The 23,455-nt window shown below is 45.6% G+C and carries 21 protein-coding genes; 19 read left to right on the plus strand and 2 right to left on the minus strand.

Going from position 1 to position 23,455, the window contains the following annotated elements:
- Positions 1-129 precede the first annotated feature (129 nt).
- Positions 130-1,635 (plus strand): PucR family transcriptional regulator, encoded by a 1,506-nt coding sequence (locus tag D1151_RS08870; protein ID WP_161908659.1) that lies wholly within the window; start codon positions 130-132, stop codon positions 1,633-1,635.
- 269 nt (positions 1,636-1,904) lie between these two features.
- Here the strand turns inward: D1151_RS08870 and D1151_RS08875 are convergent, their stop codons facing one another.
- Positions 1,905-3,059 carry a PucR family transcriptional regulator gene (locus tag D1151_RS08875; RefSeq protein WP_161908660.1) on the minus strand — a complete coding sequence of 385 codons (1,155 nt, stop codon included), beginning with the start codon at positions 3,057-3,059 and terminating at the stop codon, positions 1,905-1,907.
- A 208-nt stretch (positions 3,060-3,267) separates the two neighbouring features.
- On the opposite strand from D1151_RS08875, the gene D1151_RS08880 reads away from it, so the two are divergent.
- The 12 genes from D1151_RS08880 (at position 3,268) to D1151_RS16655 (ending at position 16,217) form a co-directional block, all read left to right on the plus strand.
- On the plus strand, positions 3,268-4,275 hold the full coding sequence (locus D1151_RS08880) for an ornithine cyclodeaminase family protein (RefSeq protein ID WP_243151192.1): 1,008 nt from the start codon (positions 3,268-3,270) through the stop codon (positions 4,273-4,275).
- 37 nt (positions 4,276-4,312) lie between these two features.
- The gene (locus tag D1151_RS08885; protein ID WP_161908662.1) at positions 4,313-5,434 is read left to right on the plus strand and encodes an aminotransferase; all 1,122 of its coding nucleotides are present in this window, start codon (positions 4,313-4,315) and stop codon (positions 5,432-5,434) included.
- 19 nt (positions 5,435-5,453) lie between these two features.
- A complete protein-coding gene (locus D1151_RS08890; protein ID WP_161908663.1) occupies positions 5,454-6,677 on the plus strand; it encodes an arginine deiminase in 1,224 nt (407 codons plus the stop codon).
- 23 nt (positions 6,678-6,700) lie between these two features.
- Complete coding sequence (gene argF / locus D1151_RS08895) at positions 6,701-7,747, plus strand: ornithine carbamoyltransferase (protein ID WP_161908664.1); 1,047 nt, start codon at positions 6,701-6,703, stop codon at positions 7,745-7,747.
- Positions 7,748-7,813: 66 nt separating this feature from the next.
- Entirely contained in the window at positions 7,814-8,827 is a 1,014-nt protein-coding gene (locus tag D1151_RS08900; RefSeq protein WP_161908665.1) for a homoserine dehydrogenase, read from the plus strand.
- 30 nt (positions 8,828-8,857) lie between these two features.
- Positions 8,858-10,348, plus strand: a complete 1,491-nt coding sequence (gene nhaC / locus D1151_RS08905; RefSeq protein WP_161908666.1) for a Na+/H+ antiporter NhaC — start codon at positions 8,858-8,860, stop codon at positions 10,346-10,348.
- A gap of 123 nt (positions 10,349-10,471) precedes the next feature.
- Entirely contained in the window at positions 10,472-11,890 is a 1,419-nt protein-coding gene (locus D1151_RS08910; RefSeq protein WP_161908667.1) for a YfcC family protein, read from the plus strand.
- 95 nt (positions 11,891-11,985) lie between these two features.
- Positions 11,986-13,158, plus strand: a complete 1,173-nt coding sequence (locus tag D1151_RS08915; RefSeq protein WP_161908668.1) for an amidohydrolase — start codon at positions 11,986-11,988, stop codon at positions 13,156-13,158.
- A gap of 5 nt (positions 13,159-13,163) precedes the next feature.
- On the plus strand, positions 13,164-14,099 hold the full coding sequence (locus tag D1151_RS08920; RefSeq protein ID WP_161908669.1) for a DMT family transporter: 936 nt from the start codon (positions 13,164-13,166) through the stop codon (positions 14,097-14,099).
- A complete protein-coding gene (locus D1151_RS08925) occupies positions 14,096-15,253 on the plus strand; it encodes a pyridoxal phosphate-dependent aminotransferase (RefSeq protein ID WP_161908670.1) in 1,158 nt (385 codons plus the stop codon). The genes D1151_RS08920 and D1151_RS08925 overlap by 4 nt, the downstream gene beginning before the upstream one ends.
- A 161-nt stretch (positions 15,254-15,414) precedes the next feature.
- Positions 15,415-15,876, plus strand: a complete 462-nt coding sequence (locus D1151_RS08930) for a helix-turn-helix domain-containing protein (RefSeq protein WP_161908671.1) — start codon at positions 15,415-15,417, stop codon at positions 15,874-15,876.
- Positions 15,876-16,217: a hypothetical protein gene (locus D1151_RS16655; RefSeq protein WP_202620408.1), complete on the plus strand. Its 342-nt coding sequence runs from the start codon at positions 15,876-15,878 to the stop codon at positions 16,215-16,217. Before D1151_RS08930 ends, D1151_RS16655 begins: the two co-directional genes overlap by 1 nt.
- Here D1151_RS16655 and dinB read toward each other — a convergent pair.
- The gene (gene dinB, locus D1151_RS08940) at positions 16,212-17,414 is read right to left on the minus strand and encodes a DNA polymerase IV (RefSeq protein ID WP_161908672.1); all 1,203 of its coding nucleotides are present in this window, start codon (positions 17,412-17,414) and stop codon (positions 16,212-16,214) included. The two genes, D1151_RS16655 and dinB, sit on opposite strands and share 6 nt — an antisense overlap.
- A 93-nt stretch (positions 17,415-17,507) precedes the next feature.
- Here dinB and D1151_RS08945 point away from each other — a divergent pair, with 93 nt between their 5' ends.
- The 6 genes from D1151_RS08945 (at position 17,508) to D1151_RS08970 (ending at position 23,410) form a co-directional block, all read left to right on the plus strand.
- Positions 17,508-17,894: a universal stress protein UspA gene (locus D1151_RS08945; protein WP_161908673.1), complete on the plus strand. Its 387-nt coding sequence runs from the start codon at positions 17,508-17,510 to the stop codon at positions 17,892-17,894.
- A gap of 592 nt (positions 17,895-18,486) precedes the next feature.
- Positions 18,487-19,209: an HdeD family acid-resistance protein gene (locus D1151_RS08950; protein ID WP_161908674.1), complete on the plus strand. Its 723-nt coding sequence runs from the start codon at positions 18,487-18,489 to the stop codon at positions 19,207-19,209.
- Positions 19,210-19,642: 433 nt separating this feature from the next.
- The gene (locus tag D1151_RS08955; RefSeq protein ID WP_161908675.1) at positions 19,643-20,773 is read left to right on the plus strand and encodes an aminoacetone oxidase family FAD-binding enzyme; all 1,131 of its coding nucleotides are present in this window, start codon (positions 19,643-19,645) and stop codon (positions 20,771-20,773) included.
- A complete protein-coding gene (locus D1151_RS08960) occupies positions 20,770-22,341 on the plus strand; it encodes an NAD(P)/FAD-dependent oxidoreductase (RefSeq protein WP_161908676.1) in 1,572 nt (523 codons plus the stop codon). Before D1151_RS08955 ends, D1151_RS08960 begins: the two co-directional genes overlap by 4 nt.
- Before the next feature lie 100 nt (positions 22,342-22,441).
- Positions 22,442-22,741 (plus strand): hypothetical protein, encoded by a 300-nt coding sequence (locus tag D1151_RS08965; RefSeq protein WP_161908677.1) that lies wholly within the window; start codon positions 22,442-22,444, stop codon positions 22,739-22,741.
- Positions 22,742-22,915: 174 nt separating this feature from the next.
- The gene (locus tag D1151_RS08970) at positions 22,916-23,410 is read left to right on the plus strand and encodes a pyridoxamine 5'-phosphate oxidase family protein (protein ID WP_161908678.1); all 495 of its coding nucleotides are present in this window, start codon (positions 22,916-22,918) and stop codon (positions 23,408-23,410) included.
- The last annotated feature ends 45 nt before the right edge of the window (positions 23,411-23,455 follow it).

Consider the following 23,455-nt stretch of genomic DNA (forward strand, 5'->3'; position numbering starts at 1 on the left):
TTTTCTGAAATGTAAATATGCCAAAGATTATACGAATTTTTTGGGCAATTGCTCAATCCGGATAGATAGCCAGAAGATATAATATAAGGATAAGCAGAAAGTGTACAGGAAAGTCAACAGGAGAGTGAGATGTATTTAACAGTCAGAGAATGCCTTACATTGCCTTCTCTTCGACTCGGAAAGGTGGCGGCGGGAGAGAAGGGGCTTGACGCCATCGTTAATACGGTGTCCGTATTAGAATTCGATGATAGAAATGATGAGATTTTTGTACCTAATGATTTGTGTATTACAGCATTTTACAGTGTGCGAAAGGATGTAGAGGCGCAGTGTAGGCTTCTGAAAAGATTTAAGCGAATGGGTTGTGCCGGCGTGATACTTTTTTACACGGATGTAATTTTACAGAGGATAGATCAGAAGGTAATTGAGGTTGGGAATCAGCTGAATCTTCCAATCATCGTGTTGCCTGGCGGGGATATGGGACTGAAGTACAGTGATGTTATTACAGATGTGATGAATGCGGTCTTTCTGAAAAGGACAAATCAGCAGTTCTTCGCGGAACAGATGATGCAGAGGATTGCGGCTCTTTCAGCAGAACATAGAAATATCGAATGTGTTTTGAGCTTGCTCAGTGATTACGCGAGAGCGGCGTTCATTCTATGCGATGGGAAGCTGGGCGTGATTGCATCCTCCTTTTGGCCGCAGGGAAATGTGTTTCCGCTTAATCAGATCATCGCGGAGTATTGCATGAGAAAGGATAAACTGTCTTTTCAGGGAAGCAGGGGAATTTATTATCGGCAGAGTTTTACGGGAAATAATGGAAATGAGTTGATTTTGTTGGCAGTCAGTCAATATGATTCATTGTCAATACAGGTTTTGAGCGACGCAATTTCGGTGATTCGGCTTTTTTCCGCAACCTGGAATTACAATCTGGATACCTATAGTCGGGAGTTTCTGATTCCCGCTGTGCTGAAAGGGGATAGGAGGCTGGCTGCCCAGATTGCGGAAAAACAAAGGCTTGCTTTGGAAAAATACCGAACGGTACTATTTATAACGCATTCAGATAGAACTGCGCTGTCTCTTTTGCGGAAAAAGTTTGAGTCTTTTGACCAGGATGTGATTATCGATGTACTCGGAGAGCATACAGTTTCCTTTTTTACGGTGGAGGAAGAATACTTGCTGGAATACTTTTCCTGTGAGGATATTCTGTCTGCAGAGTCTGGGGCGGCGATTTTTTCTGTATCGCTGTATGATGATATTCGGGCTGAGTATGAATTGTTTTGCAATTATTTTGCCTGTGCGGAAAAGATTTATCCACAGGAAAAGCTTTTGAACGCAGAGCAGCTTGCCTTCGCAAAACGCGCGGCAGATATGCAGTATACGGAAGCAGGATCACATTATTTGCGCTTGATTTCGCCGGTTCTGGACAGTCCAGAGGAAAATCTGGTGCTGACGCTTTCAGTACATTTGCTCGATGCAGGCGGACAGATTAAAAAAACGGCAGAACTGCTTCATACTCACAGAAATACCGTTTTATATCGTTTGAATAAAATGAAAAAGTTGCTTGGAAAGGACTTTGAGACGATGCCTTTCTTGTTTGAAATCTATCAGGCAGCGGCGCTGCTGCGGCTTTCGTAATGTTGTGCGTTAAAAATTAATAAAAAATGAAATAAAGGCGAGGAAACCTCACTTCTATTTTATTTTGAACAAATTCTAGAATTGCTTCAATATGTCTTGGTGTCCTACATCTAGCAAAATAATCATTCTGTCTCCAATTTATCAAAGAGGGCATCTACGGTATCAAATACCGGTTGTTTTCCGGATGCGAGCTTTACAATGATTTCTTTAGGAATTGTTATCTGCTATGCTATACTCAATTTGACAAATCTACGCAAGGAAAAAATTCACTATTCCTGCAGCATATAAAGCCGCACAGCAAGAGAAATATCCGCATAAAATTCCTGGTCGCTCATTTCTGCGCTGAAGAGGAACTGCTTGATTTTGCTAAGACGGTAGCGGACGGTGTTGTGATGGCAATTTAAGAGACTGGCTGTTTTGAAAATATCGCCGCGGCAGAGCGTCAGCGCCCGCAGAGTATCATAAAAATCCTGCTTTTCTAAAATCGGCTGAATGCGGGAATTCATATAATCCTTCATCACATCAGACTGGGCGTATGGAATGAGAAGCTGCCATGGACCGATTTGAGAAAAGCTGTGAAAGTGTTTTCCTTCCGCAAGGGAGGCCAGATGAGTGTAATAGCTTTCTCTGATACATTGATCCAAATCCTTGAACGGATTGTGAATTCCACTGCAGCTGATATATAAATTCTCTGTGGGAATAGACAGAAATTCGATTAATTCCTGCAAAATGATGGAAAAGTGCTTTTCGTTATTTTGGCGAGCCGTCAAAACTGCGAAAAGACCGTTTTTGTATTTACATAAAAGCGCCTTCTGCACCAGAGCACGATTGAGAGAAAATTTGCGGTGGTAGCGATCCAGTTCCAGCTGAAACTCGTGGCAGCTGCTCTTTAGATAGATTGCCATGATATGCTCTTTGAATTTAAGAGAAACGTTTTTGCTGAGTGCGTAGACTTGGGCTTTTGTCATGCCGTCAGAAATCATTTTGTCTATATTTTCTTCCGAGAAAAAATCATCATTGTCCTTTCTTACCGCATCCATGATGTCAAAGATAATTTCATCAATAAACTGGTTTGTAGAAAATTCTATGATTGGAAAGTCCATTTGATTTGCGAAATCAATAACCTCCGGTGGAAGAAACTCGAAAATGGAAGGCTTGTATGCAAAGGCTGAAATACCTAAATCATAGAAACTCTTCACAGCAGACAAAATAAGAGAAGGGTTTCCCTTTGCGAAAAGCATCGTGCTGAGTACTAGAGAGTCACGTTGAAATACGTCTTTTTCGTGTGGATCTGCGAAATCTGCAAATTCAAAGTCTGCGATGCCGGCAGATATGATTGGTTTTGAAAGTCCGTTTTCTCCGGCAATGAGCCGGCAGCCTTTCAAAGAGTTCAATTCTAAAAGGTCTTTTACTGTTAGTGCCATATTCCGTGCCCCTCCTTCATTTTACAATGTATTTCATATTATTATACAAATATTTTCGGGGAAATTGATTGGAAAAATACCAAAAGAATCGGAAATAAATCATATATATACTTAAAAATTGATATTTTTTTCACGATACAATGAAAGCATACAAAGTAAAGTGTTTACAAATTGTGCAGAAAGGAGATGCGAAATAAAAGTGATTCACATGAAAGTTTTGAAGATGGAGGAGACGAAGCAGGTGCTGAACATGCAGGACGTGATTTCCGCCATTGAAGAAGTATACCGGGCACAATCGGCTGATGACGCAGTGATTTGGCCGCTGATTACTGAAATTTTTGAGGAAGAGAAGGCCGAAATGGATATCAAGTCGGGCTGGCTGAAGTCCGCTGGCATTTACGGTCTGAAGTCTGTATCCTGGTTTGAGGATAACGATAAAGTAGGTCTTCCGGCTCTATTGGGAACGATTTTAATTTTCGACGCAAGGAACGGTGCGCCGCTGGGTATCGTAGACGGATCCCATATTACAGGCATCAGAACCGGCGCGGCAGGCGCAATCGGCGCAAAACTATTGGCAAGAAAGGATGCGAAGAATCTTTTGATTGTAGGAGCGGGTCATGTGGCGACATTCCAGGCGGCAGCCACCCTGCTTAGCTTCCCACAGCTTGAGAAAGTTATGATTTACGATGGGCTGGATTTTGGAAACGCGCAGCGTTTTGCAGGCGGCCTTAGAGATACGTTGAAAACAGATTTTGGGATGGAGGATGTGAACGCGTCCTTTGAAGCGGTCGAGGATATCGCAAAGGCAACTGCAGAAAGCGACATTATCATTACCGTGACACCGTCCAGAGAGCCGATTATTAAGAAGGAATGGGTAAAACCCGGAACACATTTCTCCTGCATCGGTTCCGATATGAGCGGAAAAGAGGAAATCGATCCGGAAATCTTTGCGGATGCGAAGGTATTTGTCGATGACATTAAGCAGTGTGTGGAAGTTGGAGAAATTGAAATTCCAATTAAAAAGGGAATCCTGAAGGAAGCAGATATTGCAGGCTTAATCGGCGATGTGATTACGAAAAAGGCTTCCGGCAGAGAAAGTGAAGACCAGATTACCGTCTTCGATGCGACAGGCACAGCCCTTTTGGACCTTCTGACCGGTATGCTGGCGCTGAAAGAAGCAGAAAAAGCAGGACTGGGGCAGACGATTGAATTATAGTCAGTTCATGTAAAAACATAAATGAAGGAGAAAAAAGATGAAATTAGAAAGATTTAAAGTGGAACGCTGGATGGATGAGTATGAAGGCTTCTTGACTTACGACCTCGGGGAGACCTGCGTCGATTCTCTGGAAGTGGGAGAGCTTCTGGAGTTGTGTGGAAAAGACCCGGCAGAATTTATGGAAGAACTAAAAGGGGAGAGACTGGTGTACGGCCACATTCACGGTTCCCCTGAGCTGAAAAATGGCATCGCGTCACTTTATCGCAATTTAACAGCAGACGATGTAGTGCCAACCCATGGCGGCATTAGCGCTAACCACATGGTCATCGCGTGCTTGGTTGAGCCTACAGACAATGTAGTGACCGTACTGCCGACCTATCAGCAGCACTACTCCATTCCGGAGTCCATCGGCGCGGAAGTAAGAATGTCTTGGCTGAAGAAAGAAAATAATTTCCTGCCGGATTTGCAGGAGCTGGAGCAGCTGATTGATGAAAACACAAAACTGATTTCCATCTGCAATCCAGACAATCCAACAGGTGCGTTTGTTCCGGAAGATATGATGAAGGAAATCGTAAAGATGGCGGAAAAGGTCGGCGCATACATCCTCTGCGATGAAGCGTATAGAGGCGTACCAGCTGACGGCAGCTATATGTACTCCATCGCTGATCTGTATGACAAAGGTGTTGCCACCTCCAGCATGTCTAAGATTTTCGGTCTTGCAGGACTGAGAATGGGATGGATTGCGACTAAGGATAAGGATTTGATGGCGCAGTGCCATGGCAGAAGAGACTACGATACCATCAGCTGCGGCTATATCGATGATATTCTAGCAAGCATGGCTCTTGCGAACAAGGACAAAATCTTTGCAAGAAGTGCGAAGATTTTGGAACAGGGCAGAGAAATCCTGGACAAATGGGTCAGCGAAACAGAAGGCGTCAGCTATGTGAAGCCGGCAACTGGAACCACCGCATTGATATTCTACGATAAGGATGTTCCTTCCTTTGATTTCTGTGTCAAACTGGTCAAGGAAAGAGGCGTACTGACTACACCGGGTTCCGCTTTTGAAATGGAACACTGTTTCAGAATCGGATATGCGTTTAGTCCGGATGTGCTGCAGAAGGGTCTTTCCATCATCGCTGATTTATTAAAGGAGTATTAAACACAAAGGAGAAAAGGTCATGAGCAAAATTCATGTATATTCCGAAATCGGAAAACTGAAAAAAGTGTTGCTGCACCGCCCGGGGGATGAAATCGACGGCGTAATTCCGCAGACGATGCCGCGTCATCTGTTTGACGACATTCCGTGGAAAAAGGGAGCGCAGTATGAACACGATTGCTTTGCCGATATCTTAAAAAGTGAGGGTACGGAAGTTGTCTACATAGAAGATTTGTTCCGCGCCTCCTTTACAAAAGAAGGAAGCAGAGAGACGTTTGTCGAAAAGTTCTTAAATAAACACGGAATCTATAGTGCGCATCTTCGCGGACAGATCTTTGAATATCTGATGAGCCTGGAACCAGAGGCTATGGCTGACAGAATTATGGCAGGTATCAGAAAATCTGACATCGGCGAAAAGAAGACGGAGGACTTCTCACGCTTCTTCCCGGACGAAGAATACGAGCTGTATTACACAGAACCACTGGCAAACCTGTATTACGCAAGAGACCCGGGTTCTTCCATCGGACGTGGTATGAGTTTTCACAATATGGAGAAGCTGGGAAGAGATCTGGAAACCGTAGTATGGCAGCATATCTTTGAAAACAATCCTGATTTCGCGGACGAGGATACGCCGATGTGGCTTTCCAACGAGAGCCCATTTGGCATTGAAGGCGGCGATATTGCCATTCTGTCCAAAGAAGTCATCGGTATTGGCTGCAGTCTGAGAACCCAGCCGGAAGCCATCGAGCAGCTTGCAAGAAAAGTTCTGCCAAATGACAGCTTCAAAAAAGTCCTGGCATTTACCATTCCAAAGGACAGAAAGTTTATGCACTTGGATACTGTTTTGACGATGATTGATTACGATAAATTTACCGTACATCCTGGCATCGAATCCACGCTGAACGTATTTGAAATCAGCCTTGGAAAGAACGGAGAACTGGTATATAAGGACAGATCCGATACCATTGAAAAGGTTCTGAGTCAGGCGCTGGGATTGGACAGCATAAAGGTGCTGCGCTGCGCGGGCGGTTCCTTCATAGACTCTGAGAGGGAACAGTGGAACGACGGCACCAACACGCTGGCCATCGCGCCGGGCACTGTGGTGACCTACAGCAGAAATGAAATCACCAACGAGCTGCTCAGACAAAACGGCATCAAGGTGCTTGAAATGCCATGCGGCGAACTGTCCAGAGGCAGAGGCGGTCCAAGATGTATGAGTATGCCGCTGGTTCGTGAAGATATTTAAGATAAAAAATGGAGGAAAAATAAATGAACGTAAGACATTTTATTGAAACAGATGATTTTACTAAAGAAGAATATCTTGAGATGCTCAAGGTAATCAAAACGTTAAAAGATGCAGAGAGAAAAGGAATCAGACTCCCGCTCTTGAAGGATCAATCTTTGGCAATGATGTTTGACCAGCCGTCAACCAGAACCAGAGTTTCCTTTGAGGCAGCTATGACACAGCTTGGAGGACATGCACTGTATCTGGAAACCAAGACGCTCCACTGCGGTGAAGACAGAGAAACCATCAAGGATACCGCGCAGGTACTGTCCGGTATGTGCGATGCCATCGAAATTCGTACAGAATCTCAGGATACCATCATTGAGCTTGCAAAGTACTCTGACGTACCTGTATTCAGCGGTATGAGCTCCAAATGCATGCATCCAACTCAGGCGCTGTGCGACCTGTTCACGATGACAGAATATATGCCGGAAGGCAAGAAAATCGAAGATCTGGTTTATATGTTCATCGGCGATAATTCCGTACTGGGCGATAACATCGGCGGCGTATGCAGAACTGAAGCAAGACTTCTGTCCAAGATGGGCGTAACCTTTATCTCCTGCGCACCGAAGGAAGCAGAAATGGCACCGGAAGACGTAGCGTACTGCAAGGCAGAAATGGAAAAATCCGGCGGTAAATTCATTCAGACAGATGATCCGTATGAATACATCGACCAGGTTGACTTTATCGCCACAGACGCATGGTGGTATCACGGCAGTGACCATCTGAAGGATAAGAAGATTGCGACCTTCTTCCCTAAGTATTCTGTAAATAAGGAATTACTGTCCAAGGCAAAACCTTCCATTAAGGTAATGCACAATCTGCCTGGAAACAGAGGCTATGAGATTTCTGACGAAGTATGGGATAGCGATCAGTCCGTTTTGATTCCGCAGGCAGAAAACAGATTACATACTGAAAAAGGCTTGCTGGTATACTTCATGTATCCGCTGCTGAAAGAAAAAGAAGCACTCCACACAGAAGCAGACGTTGACTACTACAAGAAAGCTGTCGACGAACTGGTTCTAAAATAAGAAATAATTTCCGGATGGGGAATGCCGGAAAAGCATTCCCCAATCTGTTTGGGAAAGGATAACACCATGAGAGATATAAAATTAGCTTTAATCGGATATGGAAACGTGGGAAAGGCATTTACGAAGATGCTGCAGAAAAGGCGTAGCTATATAGAAGAACACTATGACTGCAATGTGCAGGTTACAGTAGTCTGCACAAGAAGCTTGGGTGCGCTGATCGATCCTTGCGGTATCGATACGGATCAAATGGAGGCGGGAATTTTCGCGCAGAATGTGCCTGCACTTTCTGTGATTGATGAGGCGGACTATGATATTATGGTGGAATTGACACCAATCAATATTATGACCGGTATGCCCGCAATCGATCATATTAAACATGCCATGAACAGAGGAAAGCACGTAATTACAGCCAACAAAGGTCCAATCGCATGGGCGTACAGAGACCTTGTGGAACTGGCTGCGAAAAATCACGTGCTTTTTTGTCATGAAGCGACCGTGATGGACGGCGTACCTGTATTTAATCTGGCGAAGGAAACGCTGAAAGCGTGCAGGATTACAGAAGTAAAGGGCATTCTCAACGCTACAACTAATTATGTACTAGATCAGATGGAAAAAGGGGTTTCTTATGAAGAAGCAGTGAAAGAAGGGCAGAGGAGAGGATTTGTCGAGGCCGATCCGACAATGGATTTGGAAGGCTGGGACGCGGCTGCTAAACTGACTGCTTTGATGAATGTTTTGATGGATGTGAAGATTACACCGACGGAAATCAAACGAACTGGGATTAGTGCGATTACAAAAGAACAGCTTGCAGATGCAGCAAGGAATCATCAGAAAATTAAACTGGTATGTCATGGATGGATTGAGGATGGAAAACCAGTCGGCGTTGTAGCGCCGCAGACGGTAAACGGTGATGAACTTCTCGCAAGCATCAACGGAACGGCGGCTGCGGTAACCGTTAATACGGATTTAATGGGAGAGGTGTCTATCATTGAGCATGTTTATGAACCGGAAATTGATCAGACTGCTTACGGCGTGCTCAGTGATTTGCTGAGAATTTTAACAGACGCAAAGAACTTATAACTTTATATTTTAACAAGAAAGGACAAAATTATGGGTAAGAAAATTCCAATTTGGCAGTCGCTTTTGGTTCTTTTATTTGCGGCATTTTCAATTTGCTATTGTCTGGGCGTATGGGAAAGCCTCTTTGGCAGCGCCTTCGCCTGCAGCTACGGCGATATTCATGTAGGCTTGATTTTATCTGCTATTTTCGCGGCGGTTGTCGCAGCACTCAACGGCTGGAAATGGTCATATGTTGAAAAAGGTATGATTAAAACAGTCAACAGTATGATGCAGTCCCTTTTAATCATCATAGCAACTGGCGCTTTAGTTGGTTCCTGGATTCAGGCCGGCGTTGTACCTGCCATGGTTTACTATGGGCTTGGGATTCTGACGCCGGGACTGTTTCTGGTAGCAACTATGATTATCTGCGCGATTGTATCTTTGTCCACAGGAACCTCCTGGGGTACAGCGGGTACAGTGGGTATCGCACTAATCGGTATCGGTGGAGGTCTAGGCATTCCGACCGGAATTGCGGCAGGCGCAGTTATTTCCGGCGCATATTTTGGAGACAAAATGTCGCCGCTCTCAGATACTACCAATATGGCGTCGGCGGTAGCGGGCGTAAATCTCTTTGAACATATTCGCCATATGATGTATACCGTGATTCCGACCAGCGTCATTGCGATGATTTTGTATGCGATTATCGGTCTGCGCTATTCGGGCAGCACTGACATGTCACAGGTAGACGCGCTAAGAAACGGTATTTTGGAGTCATTTAACATTAATCCGGTGCTGGTTTTGCCGCCGTTTCTGGTAATTCTCATGATTGCGTTTAAAATGCCGGCGCTGCCGGGCATGATTTTTGGCGCAGTGCTGGGCAGTATTTTCGCAGTGATTTTCCAGGACGTCAATATTGGAGATACGCTGGGCGTATGGCACTACGGATTTGAATTCGCAGATCCTGACAGTGTGATGCCTGAGCTTGTGGAACTGCTCACAAGAGGCGGTATGGATTCCATGATGTGGACGGTTCTTCTGATGCTCTGTGCCATGGCTCTTGGCGGCGTGATGGAATGCACAGGTATGCTGACCTCCATCACAGAAGGTCTGATGCATATTGTAAAGGGCAGAGGACCGGTTGTTCTGACGACCCTTCTGACCGCAATTTTTATCAACATCATTCCGGGAGATTTATATCTTTCTATCGCCATGACAGGCAAGATGTACAAGGAAGTTTTCGAGGATATGCGTCTAAAGAGAAAAAATCTTTCCAGATGTCTGGAAGACTCATCGACCCTTACTTCAAATTTGGTGCCTTGGAATGCCTGTGGCGCTTACATGCAGGGTGTCTTCGGGATTCCGCAGTGGGGCGCTGGAGGCTATGCGCCATATGCGTTCCTTAATCTGATTTGTCCGCTGGTATCAGCGTTCTATGGATTTACCGGTATCACTATGGAAAAGATGACCGAAGAAGAATATCAGCAAATTTTGGTTGAGCGCGAGAAAGAGAAGCAGGAAGCGCTAGCTGCTTTAGAAGCGTAAGTTTCCTTTCTTTGAAAGTCATATAAATGCATTTGCCGGCAGCGGCGCATATCTTTAGCAGATTGCTGCGGGATGCGCCGCTGCCGGCTTTTTCCATAAAGATTTACAAATAAGGAGAGAACAATGGATGAGAAAAAGAAAAGAAAATTAGCTGTTCCTCACGTGTATATTTTGCTTTTGGCAATTATGCTGATTTGCGCGGTACTGACCTATCTGGTACCGGCAGGCGCTTATGATATGCACACCATTACCGTTCCGGAAACGGGAGCGGTACGAGAAGTTGTTGACGCACAGACTTATCATCAGGTGGAATCTACGCCTGTTTCCCTGCTTCAGTTTCTGACAGCAGTGCCGCGCGGCATGCAGGAAGCAGCGCAGATTATCTTCTTTCTGTTTGTTATAGGCGGCGCCATGAATATACTGACGGAAACCAGAGCCATCGATGCAGGCGTCGGAAGATTGGTTAAAAAACTATCCAGCCGGTCGATTGTGCTGGTGCCGGTTTTTGTAATCCTGTTTTCCATCTGCGGAGCGACTTTTGGTATGTGTGAAGAAACCATCGCATTTGTACCAATCTTCATTCCTATCTTGCTGGCGATGGGCTTTGACTCTATCACCGGTGCGGCTGTTGTTCTGTGCGGCTGCGGCGCTGGCTATGCAGCAGCGTTTCTGAACCCGTTCAACGTGCAGATTTCACAGGGAATTGCGGAATTACCTTTAGGATCTGCTATGGGATTTCGTATTGTCATGTTTTGCTGCATGACACTGCTTGTTACAGTATTTTTAACCTGGTACGCATTAAAGATACGTAAAAATCCTGAGAAGTCTCTGATGTATGAAGCTGATCAGCATCGTCAGGATTCTATTAATCTGGAAAGTCTTCCTGATTTCGGAGGAAGAGAGAAAGCAATCCTGCTGGTATTTGCGGCATCCATCGCACTGCTCGTTTATGGTGTAGTTAAACTTGGATGGTATATGGACGAGCTGGCTGCTATTTTTCTGGGGATGTCGATGATTGTTGCTTTTATCGCAAAAGACATGGGATTTAACCGGTATGCGGAACTTTTTGGACAGGGCATGGCAGGTATTGCCGGCGGTGCGCTGGTAGTTGGTTTTGCCCGGGGTATTCTGGTAGTTCTTACGGATGGTCAGATTGTGCATACCATTCTTCACAGCGCGGCAGGTCTTCTCGGTGGTTTGCCATCGACAGTTTCTGCGGTAGGTATGTATATTTTCCAGTGTCTGCTCAATTTTGTAATTCCTTCTGCATCAGGACAGGCAGCGGTATCCGTGCCTATTATGGCGCCATTGGGTGACTTAGTGGGTGTAACCAGACAGACAACCTGTATTGCATTCCAGCTGGGTGACGGAATTTCCAATATTTTGACACCGACTTCCGGTTATTTTATGGCGGCGCTGGCTGCAGGCAAAGTTCCTTGGAATAAGTGGGCGAAATGGATTCTTCCTTTAATTGGACTGGAATTCTTGCTGGGGGCTGTTTTTGTAATTGCGGCACACTCCATGAACTTAGGACCATTCTAAAATACAGGATAGTGAGAATATACTGATTAGGAAAAGCGGGCAGTCTCGGGGCAGAAAATTTTGTCCAGACGGCCCGCTTTAAGGAGGAATACGTGATGATGTATGAACAATTGATTTCAAAGATTGCAGGAGTAGTGGAAAAAAATTTACCGGAGATGATTTCCTATAATGATGAGACTGCAGAACATCCGGAAGTATCAGGGCATGAATATGAAACTGCAAAGCGGATTGCCAGCTTGCTTTCCGGACACGGATATACCCTGGAATATCCTTTTGCCGGCATTGATACAGCATTTCGCGCGGTTTACGGCGAAAATAATCACAAATATAAAGTGGGTTTTCTTGTGGAGTATGACGCTCTGCCTGAAATAGGACACGCTTGCGGACATTGCCTCAGCGGCGCAATCAGCATTTTAGCAGGCCTGTCTGTGAAGGATCTGCAGGATCAGCTCGATACGGACTTTCATATAATAGGTACGCCTGATGAGGAAGACGAGGGACAGAAATGTCATATGGCGGAGGATGGCGTCTTTGATGATTACGATATGGTTTTGATGATCCATCTGTATAATCGAAATATCGTGGAGCCAACATTACAGTGCTGTTTGATTCGCGACTATCATTTTTACGGGAAAGCGTCTCATGCGTCGGCGGCGCCTTGGGAGGGTAGGAACGCGCTTAACGCAGCGCAGCTTTTCCTGCATGCCATCGATATGCTCAGGCAGCATACTACTGTGGACGCTCAATTTCATGGGGTCATCAGTCATGGCGGTGATTTTCCCAATACTGTGCCGGATCATGTGGTTGTCAAACAGATGATTCGCGCTTTGGACAAAACATATGTGCAGCAGCTGGACGGCTTTGTCGATGATTGCGCGGACGGCGCGGCCATGGCGACACAGACTACATGGAAGAAGGAAAAATGCGGTGAAGATTATTATAACCTGAAGATAAATGAAACGGGCGCTGAGGCAATAGGTGAAGTGTTTGCAGAGTTTGGGCTGAAAGCAGAGGATGATCAGGTAGGAATTTTTGGATCCTCTGATATCGGTAATGTAAGCTTTCATTGTCCGTCGTTTCAGCCTTGCCTTAAGATTGCAGATGAGAATGTAGTCTTGCACAGCCGAGAATTTGCACAATTGATGACCACAGAAACAGCTCATCAGACCCTTGCCCTTGGAGCAAAGGTTCTGGCAAACACAGCAGTAAAAATTTTCAGTGATGAAGAAAAAGTTGCGGCAATGGAACGGGATTTTCTGGAAGGATAAGATATATGCAAAAGAGTCAAATGCAAAGTGTTCTGGCGCTCATGGTGACGGCGTTTATCTGGGGCGCGGCCTTTGTAGCGCAGAGTACCGGCGGTGATATGCTGGGACCGTTTACCTTCAGCTGCCTTCGGTTTTCGGTAGGCGCGCTGGCGCTGCTGCCTGTCATAAAGCTATTTGACCGGATTGGAATTACTGCAGGTAAGCCGAAAACGCGGCAGGAAAGGAAAGACCTTTGGAAATGCGGTATTTGCTGCGGGTTCTTTCTCAGTATGGTGTCGCTTTCTCAGCAGCTGGGATTGTATTATGGCACGCCTGCCGGAAAAGCGGGATTTTTGTCAGCCTGCTATATCGTAATTGTGCCGATTTTAGGCTTGTTTCTGAAGCGGACCTGTGGCTGGAATGTGTGGGCAGCTGTGGCAATCACACTGGCGGGGTTATATCTGCTGTGCATCCATGGAGATTTTTCGGTACAGACGTCGGATTTGCTGGTGCTGTGCAGCTCGCTGATGAGTGCGTTTCAGCTGATGACGGTAGACCATTATGCGGGACGGGTAGACGTAGCCAGAATGCCGCTCATTCAGTTTGTGACAGCAGCTTGTATTGCTTTTTTTCCTATGTTTTTCTCGGACATGTCGGGCAATGTGTCTGGGATTTTACGATGTATGGAAACGCTGGCAAAGCCGCAGGCGCTGGGGTCGATTCTGTACGCCGGTGTTTTGTCGGGCAGTGTAGCTTATACACTGCAGAATATCGGACAGCGTCATGTCCATCCGGCGGTGGCGTCGCTAATTCTCAGTCTGGAGTCAGTTTTTGCAGTACTGGCGGGCTGGGTTGTCTTGGGGCAGAGCCTGTCCCTCCGTGAATTGGCAGGTTGCGGTCTTGTATTTGCTGCTATTATTTTGGCACAGATTCCGATGAAAAAGAAAGAGAGGTTATCATGAAACACAAGTTTATCGCGAAACGTTACTGGAAGGATCAGCAGACTGCCATGGGCAAGTCTGACGAGATGGCGAAGACCTTTGACGATGTGATCAATCTGAGCCTCGGAGATCCGGATCTGATTACGGACGACATCATTATAGACGGCGCTTTTGCGGATGCCAAGGCAGGACATACTAAATATACGGATTTTCGGGGCGATTCGGAGCTGCGGACGGAAATCTGCAGATTTTATCAGGAAGAATACGGTATGGAGGTACGGGACGAGGAGGTCTTTGTCTGTGCCTCCGCTAGTCTTGGCATGTATCTTAGCTTGGAAGCTATCGTGGACGACGGGGATGAGGTGATTTTGCAGGCGCCGTTTTTCACGCCGTATCCGCAGCAGGTGGAGCTTGCGAGAGGGATTCCGGTGGAACTTGCGACCTATGAGGACGAAGATTTCCAAATCAATATAGAGCGCCTTGAAAGTCTGATTACAGAGCGAACCAAAGCGCTGGTCATCAATTCACCGTCCAATCCGACGGGAAACTGTCTGAACATGGAAACCATGGAGCAGCTTGCGGAGATTGCGGTAAAACATGATCTCCTTGTGATTTCCGACGACATTTATACGGCGTTCAACTATCAGAATCCCTTTGTGCCGTTTGCATCCCTTCCGGGAATGCGGGAGCGAACGATCATACTGAACTCTTTTTCCAAAAACTTCACCATGACAGGCTGGCGTGTCGGCAATATCATCGCGCCGGATTACATCATCAAAACCATACAGCAGGTCAACGAAAACGTAGTCTTTACGACGCCGTCTATTTCTCAGAGAGCGGCGATTCACGCACTCCGCCATCGGCATGAAATTCAGCCTGCTATGGTTAGCGAATATCGCCGGCGGATGTTTTATGCGGCGGAGCGGGTCAACGGGATTCGTGGACTTTCGGTGCTTTACCCGCCAAAGGGAAGCTTTTATCTGTTTGTGAATATCAAAGAAACTGGCCTTTCCAGCGCGGCGGCTGCAGAGAAAATTCTGCAGGATGCGCACGTGCTGACATTGCCGGGTCCTGCCTTCGGCGCATGCGGCGAAGGCTATGTGCGAATTGCTTGCACGGTTGGTGTGGACCTGCTTTGCGAGGCGTTTGACCGAATCGAGAAGGTGCAGTGGTAAGCGATTCGCCCGCGTTCTTTCCTGCTCGAGTGTTCCAGATCTGAGGGGCTTCCTGCAAAATTCCTTCCGGCGCAACCCAAATGTTACATTTAGAAACGAATCTGCCATTGCATAATCCTTGCGTTTGGAGTAAGATAAACCCATGAAAACAGGAGGTATTTATGGAAATTGGAAGTAAAATTGCACAGGCGCGAAAAGAAAAGAATTTGACCCAGGAGCAGCTGGCGGAGCTGATGAACGTGACGAGGCAGACGGTATCCAGATGGGAGCTGCAGACAGCATATCCGGAAATGGAAAAAATTGTGATGCTTTCTGAGATTTTGGGTGTAAGCTGTGACTATCTTTTGCATGATAATATGGAGGCAGATGCCGGGCGCGGCAGCAGAAAAACTGTGTCGAAGCCTGTGGTGACCAGACTTCTTCGGGAAGCGGCAGGGAAACCTATAAAAATCACGTTTACAGACGAAGACGTAGATTTTGATATAAATAGTAAGACGTGCAGGATTTTAGACTTTGACGGAAGCTGGGCATATGTAGAATATCAGAATGGAAAGAAAACAGAGACGAAACTGATACAGATTGCTTCCATCGCTTCGATTAAATTTGAAAGGGAGGACAAGTGATGGAATATTTTGGCGTTTTCGGCTTTATCTTTGGGCTGCTTTGCTGGTTTAAGATTTCCTCTCTCTCGAGCCGGGTCAAAAAACTGGAAGGCATTTTGAAAGAGGAGGGCTACGTTGATGCGGAAAAAGAATCACTGCGGGAGATTCTTGCGAAGAATATTGGAAAACATATCAAGCTGGAACTTTCTGCGGAGGCGATGGACTATGCGGTGGAGAAAAAAGACTGCATCCTTTTGGATGCAGATGAGGACTGGGTTAAACTCAGAATGAATCATAAAAAGCAGGAGGAGTACCTCCTGCGTATCGACACGATTGAAAGCGTGCAGTTCATAGAATCATAAGTCGATGCCGATGTCGTTGTCAAGAATTTGACCGAAGGTGATGGAACTGTTTCCGAATTTTTTTCGGATATCGTCCATAGTCCGCTCGATGGATTCACCTTTTTCGCGGGATTCTGCAGGCGCATCAAAGAGAGAAAGCTGCTCTTCGCAGGTTTCATCGGTCAGATTGATTGCTGTCAGAGTCAGAAGTCTGATAGGGTCTGTTAGCCGCCAGGAGGATTTGATAATCTCCAGAGCGGCTTTTTTTAAATCTGCGGCAAGGTTAGTGGAGACCGGAAGCTGCTTCTGTCGGGAAATCGTTTTGAAGTTAGGATCTTTGATATCCACTTTGACGCCAAAGCATTTCATCTGGTACTTGCGAAGACGGCTGGCAACGGTATCGGAAAGGCTGGTCAGGGCAGTGGTGATATCTTCTAGTCCTGTTAGATTTCTGCGAAAGGTAATGCCGTTTCCCACAGACTTGATTTTCTCTCGCTGGTTAAACAGGCAGACTGGGCTGTCATCCTTGCCGCATGCATAGCTGTGAAGAAGCGGTCCCTGTTTTCCTAGCAGCGCTTCCAGCGCCTTTGGATTTGCGCAGGCAAGATCTCCGATGGTGTGAATGTTGAGGTTCTTTAATTTTTCTGCGGTGGCAAACCCGACAAAAAACAGTTCGCCTACTGGCTTATTCCAGAGCAGTTCTTTGAAATTTTCTTGTGTAATCTCTGTGGTAGCATCGGGCTTTCTATATTCACTGCCCATCTTGGCGAAGATTTTGTTGTAAGAAACGCCTACTGACAAGGTTAATCCGAGTTCTGACTTGATCCGCCGGCGAATGGCGTCGCCAATCTGCTTACCACTGCCAAAGAGTTTCTGGCTGGCTGTGACATCAAGCCAGGATTCATCAATGCTGAAAGGCTCTACCATATCGGTGTATTCCAGATAAATTTTATTGATGCGATCGCTGTATTCCTTGTATCTATCGTGGTGAGGTCGCACAAATTGAAGACCCGGGCATTTTTTCTTTGCCTGCCAGACGGTTTCTGCTGTAATAACGCCGGCATCTTTAGCTAATTGATTTTTGGCGAGGACAATACCGTGTCTGCCTTCAGGGTCGCCGCAGACAGCAACGGGCATGCCTTTTAGGTCGGGTCTTGACAGAAGCTCTACTGAAGCATAAAAATTATTCATATCACAATGTAAAATAACTCTTTCCATATTTTTATTTTATCATACTTCTTTCAAATAACAATCACAATTGTGGGGGAAAATATGCTATACTAAAATCAATAGATTTTATTGGAGGACTTTATGGGAAATATTATGGTTTGTGTAACCAAACAGAAAACCTGCCAGCGGCTCATCGATTATGGAAAGGCATTGCAGCATGCAGGGGAGGAACAGATTTTTGTAATACATATTGCGCCAGAAAACGAGAACTTTCTGAACAACAGCGAGGAAGGCGAGGCTCTGGAATTTCTCTATGAAAAAGCGAAGGAAGCAGGCGCACAGCTAACCGTGGAGCGATCGCAGGATGCTATCGGCACTTTAGCAAAACTTGCGGAAAAGAATTACGCTGACCGAGTGATTGTAGGGGAGGCACCGGAGGGACAGTGCGCCGGAGGTTTTCTTGAAAAGCTTGCAGCACGCCTTGGAAAAGGTGTTTCTTTGGAAGTGGTGCCAGCAGCGAAAGTGTGAATGGCTTCTTTGGCGTAGTAGAAAACAACTGGAGTCGGAATCGCAGTGTGACAAAATTGACTTTTTTAGAAATTCATCTAATTTGTCAATGTCTGTGCTATGATCTGCAGTTTCGATATATAGCTTGCGGTCTGTTGGGTTTTGCGCACCTATAATGCCCACGGCAAACGCACGAAAACGTTCTATACCAGCTAACATTGACAAATTTCTTCCATCCCGCGTATTTTTGTCAATAAACCACCAGTGCAGCAGGTGAAAAGCGCTCTTAAATCCCCTCAATCTTGCTAAAATGGACAAAAATCAGGAAATCTGTCAATTTTTGCAAGGGTTTAGGGCAAAAACATTGACCAAATTGACAAAAAATCGAGAGTTTGTCAATATTGTCAATATTAGAACGTAAAATATGAAAAAATCGGTATTTTAACGCGCATTTATTGACAAAAATACAAAATATCCAGGAATTTGTCAATGTTCAACTTCTGAAAGTTTTTTCATGCGTTTGCCGCACTATAATATCGGCTGTTTCTTGACTTTATTTCCGGCAGCCAGTATAATGTTACAGAACAAAAGCTGGACAAGGAGGTCTTCTTAATTGAGAATTATTACTGTGATTGCGGGCATTCTGCTTACTTTCTTAGGGGTATTTTCCATTGCAAATGCCGGGTTATCATTTCTATCACTGGCATTTCCGATTGGAAGCATTCTAATGTTTGTTGGACTTGTAGAATGTTTTGTATATAAGAGAATTAGAAACGATGTAGATGCGGGCCACTGGGTGCTTATCGATGGACTTACCACATTTATTTTAGGTATCGTAGTTTTAACCGGACGGCTGGCAGCAGATATTGCAGTTCCTGTCGTATTTGGTATGTGGAGCATGATTTCGGGAATCAGAGGATTTTCCGTGCTTGCCTTTGAGACAGATACTAAGGAGAAGAATATCGATTTTTATTGGGCATTTAGTGTGAGCCTTTTAAATTTGGCGATTGGTATCTACGCATTCTTCAATTCGTCTATGTTGCATTTATCCGTACTGATGATTTTGGGTATCTGCTTTGTTGTGCAGGGCGCTAATGTGATTAAAATTGGCTTTGATATCGTATACAACAAGCCGGATTTGATCAAGACTAAGGATGAGAAGATCGCAGAGGCGGAAGAGGCAGCCAAGGAAGCCAAGAGAGAAATGAAAAAGGCGATTAAAAAAGCTAGAAAAGCGCGTAACGCTGTGAAAGAAGCAGAAGAAGCGAAAGAATTTCATGAGATAATTAGTGAACCGATTGGGGAGACTAATACACCAGAGGATAAAACACTGTAGTATGCGGACGGGGTTTCTCAAAAGATGAGAAATCCTGTTGTTTTTTATGACCTAACCCGCAGAAAACGAGTGTAGCGAAGGTTTCTGCGCAGGTAGGTCAAACGCGAGGCTTTCCCAAGAGAACGAACTGAAGGTGAAGTTCGATTGGAAGAAAGCTACGGCGAGCCTAACCCGCAGAAAACGAGTGTAGCGAAGGTTTATGCGCAGGTAGGTCAACTGAAGAATTGCAGACCAGCTTGCGCTGGGCAATTCCTGTATAGCACCTTCCAGCAATTCTTAGACGAATTGGGATAGGTGCGTAAACGCGAGGCTTTCCCAAGAGAACGAACTGAAGGTGAAGTTCGATTGGAAGAAAGCTACGGCGAGCCTAACCCGCAGAAAACGAGTGCAACGAAGATTTTCCAAAAGGATAAATGAAAGGAAGCAGCTAAAAATGTTAGATATATGTATAATTGGCGGCGGCGCTGCAGGAATGACCGCGGCGATTTGTGCAAAGGAGGAGAACCCCGCTCGCAGGATTCTGATTTTAGAGAAAAAGAATCAGCTTGGGAGAAAGATTTCTGCGACTGGAAATGGAAAATGCAATCTTTCCAATGTAGCCTGCCCCAATGTGGATCAGACCTTGGCTTTTTTTGAAGGATTGGGAATTTTAACGAGAACCGATTCTGCAGGAAGAGTTTACCCATATATAGAAGACGCAGCGGCGGTGCGAGAGGCGCTGGAGCAAAAAATACGGGAGCTTGGCATTGAAGTTATGACATCTTCAGAGGTCCAGTCCATCGAAAAACAGGATTGTTTTGTTGTTGAACTGAAGAACAAAACAATCCAATCGCAGAAGCTTCTCATCTCTTGCGGCGGTAAGGCAGGTGCGGCTTTTGGCAGCACGGGAGACGGATTTCGGTTTGCAAAGAGTCTGGGGCATCAGATTCGAAAACCGGTTCCAGTTCTTACGGCAGTTGAAGTGAAGGAGAATCTGGAAAAACTTGCCGGGATTCGCGCAAAGGCACAGGTGAAGCTGCTTTATCAGAATGAGCTTATTTTTTCTGAAAATGGTGAGGTTCAGTTTACTAAGACAGGCGTTTCTGGAATCTGTGTTTTCAATCTGTCTAGGTTTCTGTTGATTCCTCCGGGGGCTTCTTTTGCAGATGGCTTTGATGACTATAAAATTGAAATTGATTTCTTTCCGGACAGGGAGGATATGGTCAGTGTTTTGGAATTACGCAAGGCGCAAGGCATTGCAGCATCGAGATTGCTGCAGTTTCTCGTAAAAAGGCCTGTTGCAGAGATGATTGAACGTCTTGCCAAGGGGGATACAGCGGAGAGCGGACGGCTCTTAAAGGCGTTTCCTCTTTCGCCGAAAGGTGTGAAGGGATGGGATTTTGCGCAGGTGACAAAAGGCGGCGTAGAACTTAGCGAAGTGTTGGCGCAGACAATGGAGTCACGCCTTGTAAAAAACTTGCATTTTGCTGGCGAGGTACTGGATTATGATGGTCCATGCGGCGGATTTAATCTCCAGTACGCATGGGAGACAGGCATGCTGGCTGGAAAGGGGATGGCAAAATGACGCCCAGATATAGAATTCATCAGGTGAAACTTAGCCTGCAGGAATCTACAGCGGATTTACCGAAAAAAATATTAAAGAAACTGGGAAATAGAGACTATATTCTGACAGATGTAGAAATTGTTAAAGAGTCCATTGATGCCAGAGACAAAAAAGATATAAAGAAAGTCTACTCTGTAGACTTTTCTGTGGTGACAAGACAGCGTCCCAGAGACTATATCTACATTCGCTGCGGCGGAAAGACAGGCGTGGAGGAAGCGCCGGATATGACCTATATAGAAGTGCCTTGCGGCGATCGGGAACTGAATCACAGACCGGTTATCATAGGGTTTGGACCTTGTGGTATGTTTGCAGGTTTGACTTTGGCAAGATGCGGGCTGAAACCTCTGATTATCGAGCGAGGTGCAGAAATTGAACAGAGGGTGCAGGATGTAGAAAAGTTTTGGGAAGAAGGGATTTTGAATCCGGAGTCCAATGTTCAGTTTGGAGAAGGAGGCGCAGGCACCTTTTCCGATGGAAAGCTGACAACAGGCATTAAAGATCCTCGAATCCGGCGGGTTCTTTCTGATTTTGTCAGAGCGGGGGCAGACCCGGACATTCTCTATAAACAGAGGGCGCATATCGGTACAGATGTTCTTAGAACCGTTGTAAAAAACATTCGCGAAGAAATCATTCGCCTTGGCGGTGAGGTTCGCTTTAATACTCGTTTTGTGGAAGTGAAGACGAAAAATAAGTGTGTAAAATCCGTCGTGGTGGTGAAGGACGGCAAGGAGGAAGAAATTTTTACAGAAGATGTAGTGCTTGCCATTGGACACAGCGCTAGAGATACTTTTCGCTATCTTGCCGGTCGTGGAATTAAAATGCAGCAGAAGCCATTTTCTATTGGGGTGCGGATTGAACATCCTCAGAGGCTCATTGACAGAGCACAGTATGGTGACGGAGCATCGCAGCTTCCGCCGGCAGACTATAAACTTTCTCATCACTGTGCAAACGGTCGTGGTGTATATACGTTCTGTATGTGTCCAGGTGGACAGGTAGTAGTTGCGTCTTCTCAGGAAGGCGGTGTGGTGACCAACGGGATGAGCAATCGAGCAAGAGACAGCGGTACTGCCAACAGCGGTCTTTTGGTCGACGTGCGCTGTGAAGACTTCGGATCACCGAGTCCACTGGCAGGAATCGAATTCCAGGAAAAATATGAGAAACTGGCATTTGCGCTGGGTGGAGGAACTTATCGGGCACCGAAGACGACTTGGGCGGAATTTAGAGACGATGAAGATACTGCTGCTGCGGTAATTGGATCGCTTCCTGATTTTGCGGTGGAATCTATCAGAGAGGCAATGCCGCATTTGGGCAGAAAACTTGCCGGTTTTGATGATGACAGCGCAGTACTTACCGCAGTGGAGACAAGAAGCTCTTCGCCGGTTCGTTTTGCGAGAAACGAAAACATGGAGGGAACCTTTGGAGGCTTTTATCCGGCAGGAGAGGGAACCGGCTATGCAGGCGGCATTATGAGCGCGGCTTGCGACGGGATTAAGGTAGCGGAAAAGATTATTGGAAAGTATCAAGTGTAAATAATTATGAGAAAATTCCGCCTCCACATTTACATTACTACTTAGACATGATATAATGTATAAAATAAAGGAACTTGTCATGATAGTAGGAGGTGGAAGTATGAATCCGGCAACAAGAATAATTCCGAAGTTGATACTTCTAATCGTGATACTGGTGCTTGGTTTAATCTTACACTTTGCGACTGAATGGATGAAGAAGAAAAGACAGCCTGAGTGGGATGAATTTCAGGAAAAAGTGGCAGATTTTAACGAAAGGCATGGCAAAGATTTAAGTGATAATACCAAGGCTTTTTTAGAAAAACATGTCAACGATTCCCAGACTGCCCGTATCAAAGCTATGGTAAAGCGAGAGGAACTTGAGCGGGAAGAAATGGAAAAGGAATACCAACAGGAAGAATAAAAATTCAAGATGCAGCCTCGTCAAATTTTTCTTGACGAGGCGATTTTTTTGTATTAAACTCTAGTTAGAAACTGAATGAATTACCGCCGGGTAACGCTTTTTATTCACGCCGTTAGGCCTTAGAAGGAGTGAATGGGAGGCGGTATTTTTTTTAAGAAAGGAAAGGTTATTAGTATGTTTAGAGTAATGAGAAGAACGAAGCAGGCTATGTCCTTTGAGGACAGTGCAGCAGTTTTAGAGCGGAATACTGCAGGCGTTTTAGCTGCAGCAGGCGACGATGGTTATCCTTATGCAGTGCCGCTCAGCTATGTGTACACAGACGGCAAGATTTATTTCCATTGCGCAAAGGAAGGACATAAGCTGGACGCAATCGCTCGCTGTGAGAAAGTGTCTTTTTGCGTTATCGATACGGATCAGGTGGTGCCGGAGGAGTTCACTACTTATTTCCGTAGTGTTATAGCCTTTGGAAAAGCGAGAGTTCTGGACGACCCTGCTGAAAAGAGAGCAGCGCTGGAGGCTCTGGGGAAGAGATATTCTCCCGATGAAACACCGGAGGCTATGGCAAAGGAAATTGATGGATCCTTTAAACAAGTCACCATGGTTGAAATTGCTATCGACCATCTGTCTGGCAAAGAGGCAATTGAGTTTGTGAAACAGAGACAAGCGTAAGTAAAAAACGAGGTATCGCCCAAGAGGACGACCTCGTTTTTCATA

It is taken from the genome of Emergencia sp. 1XD21-10 (genome assembly GCF_009936045.1).
Lineage (GTDB): Bacteria > Bacillota > Clostridia > Peptostreptococcales > Anaerovoracaceae > Senimuribacter > Senimuribacter intestinalis.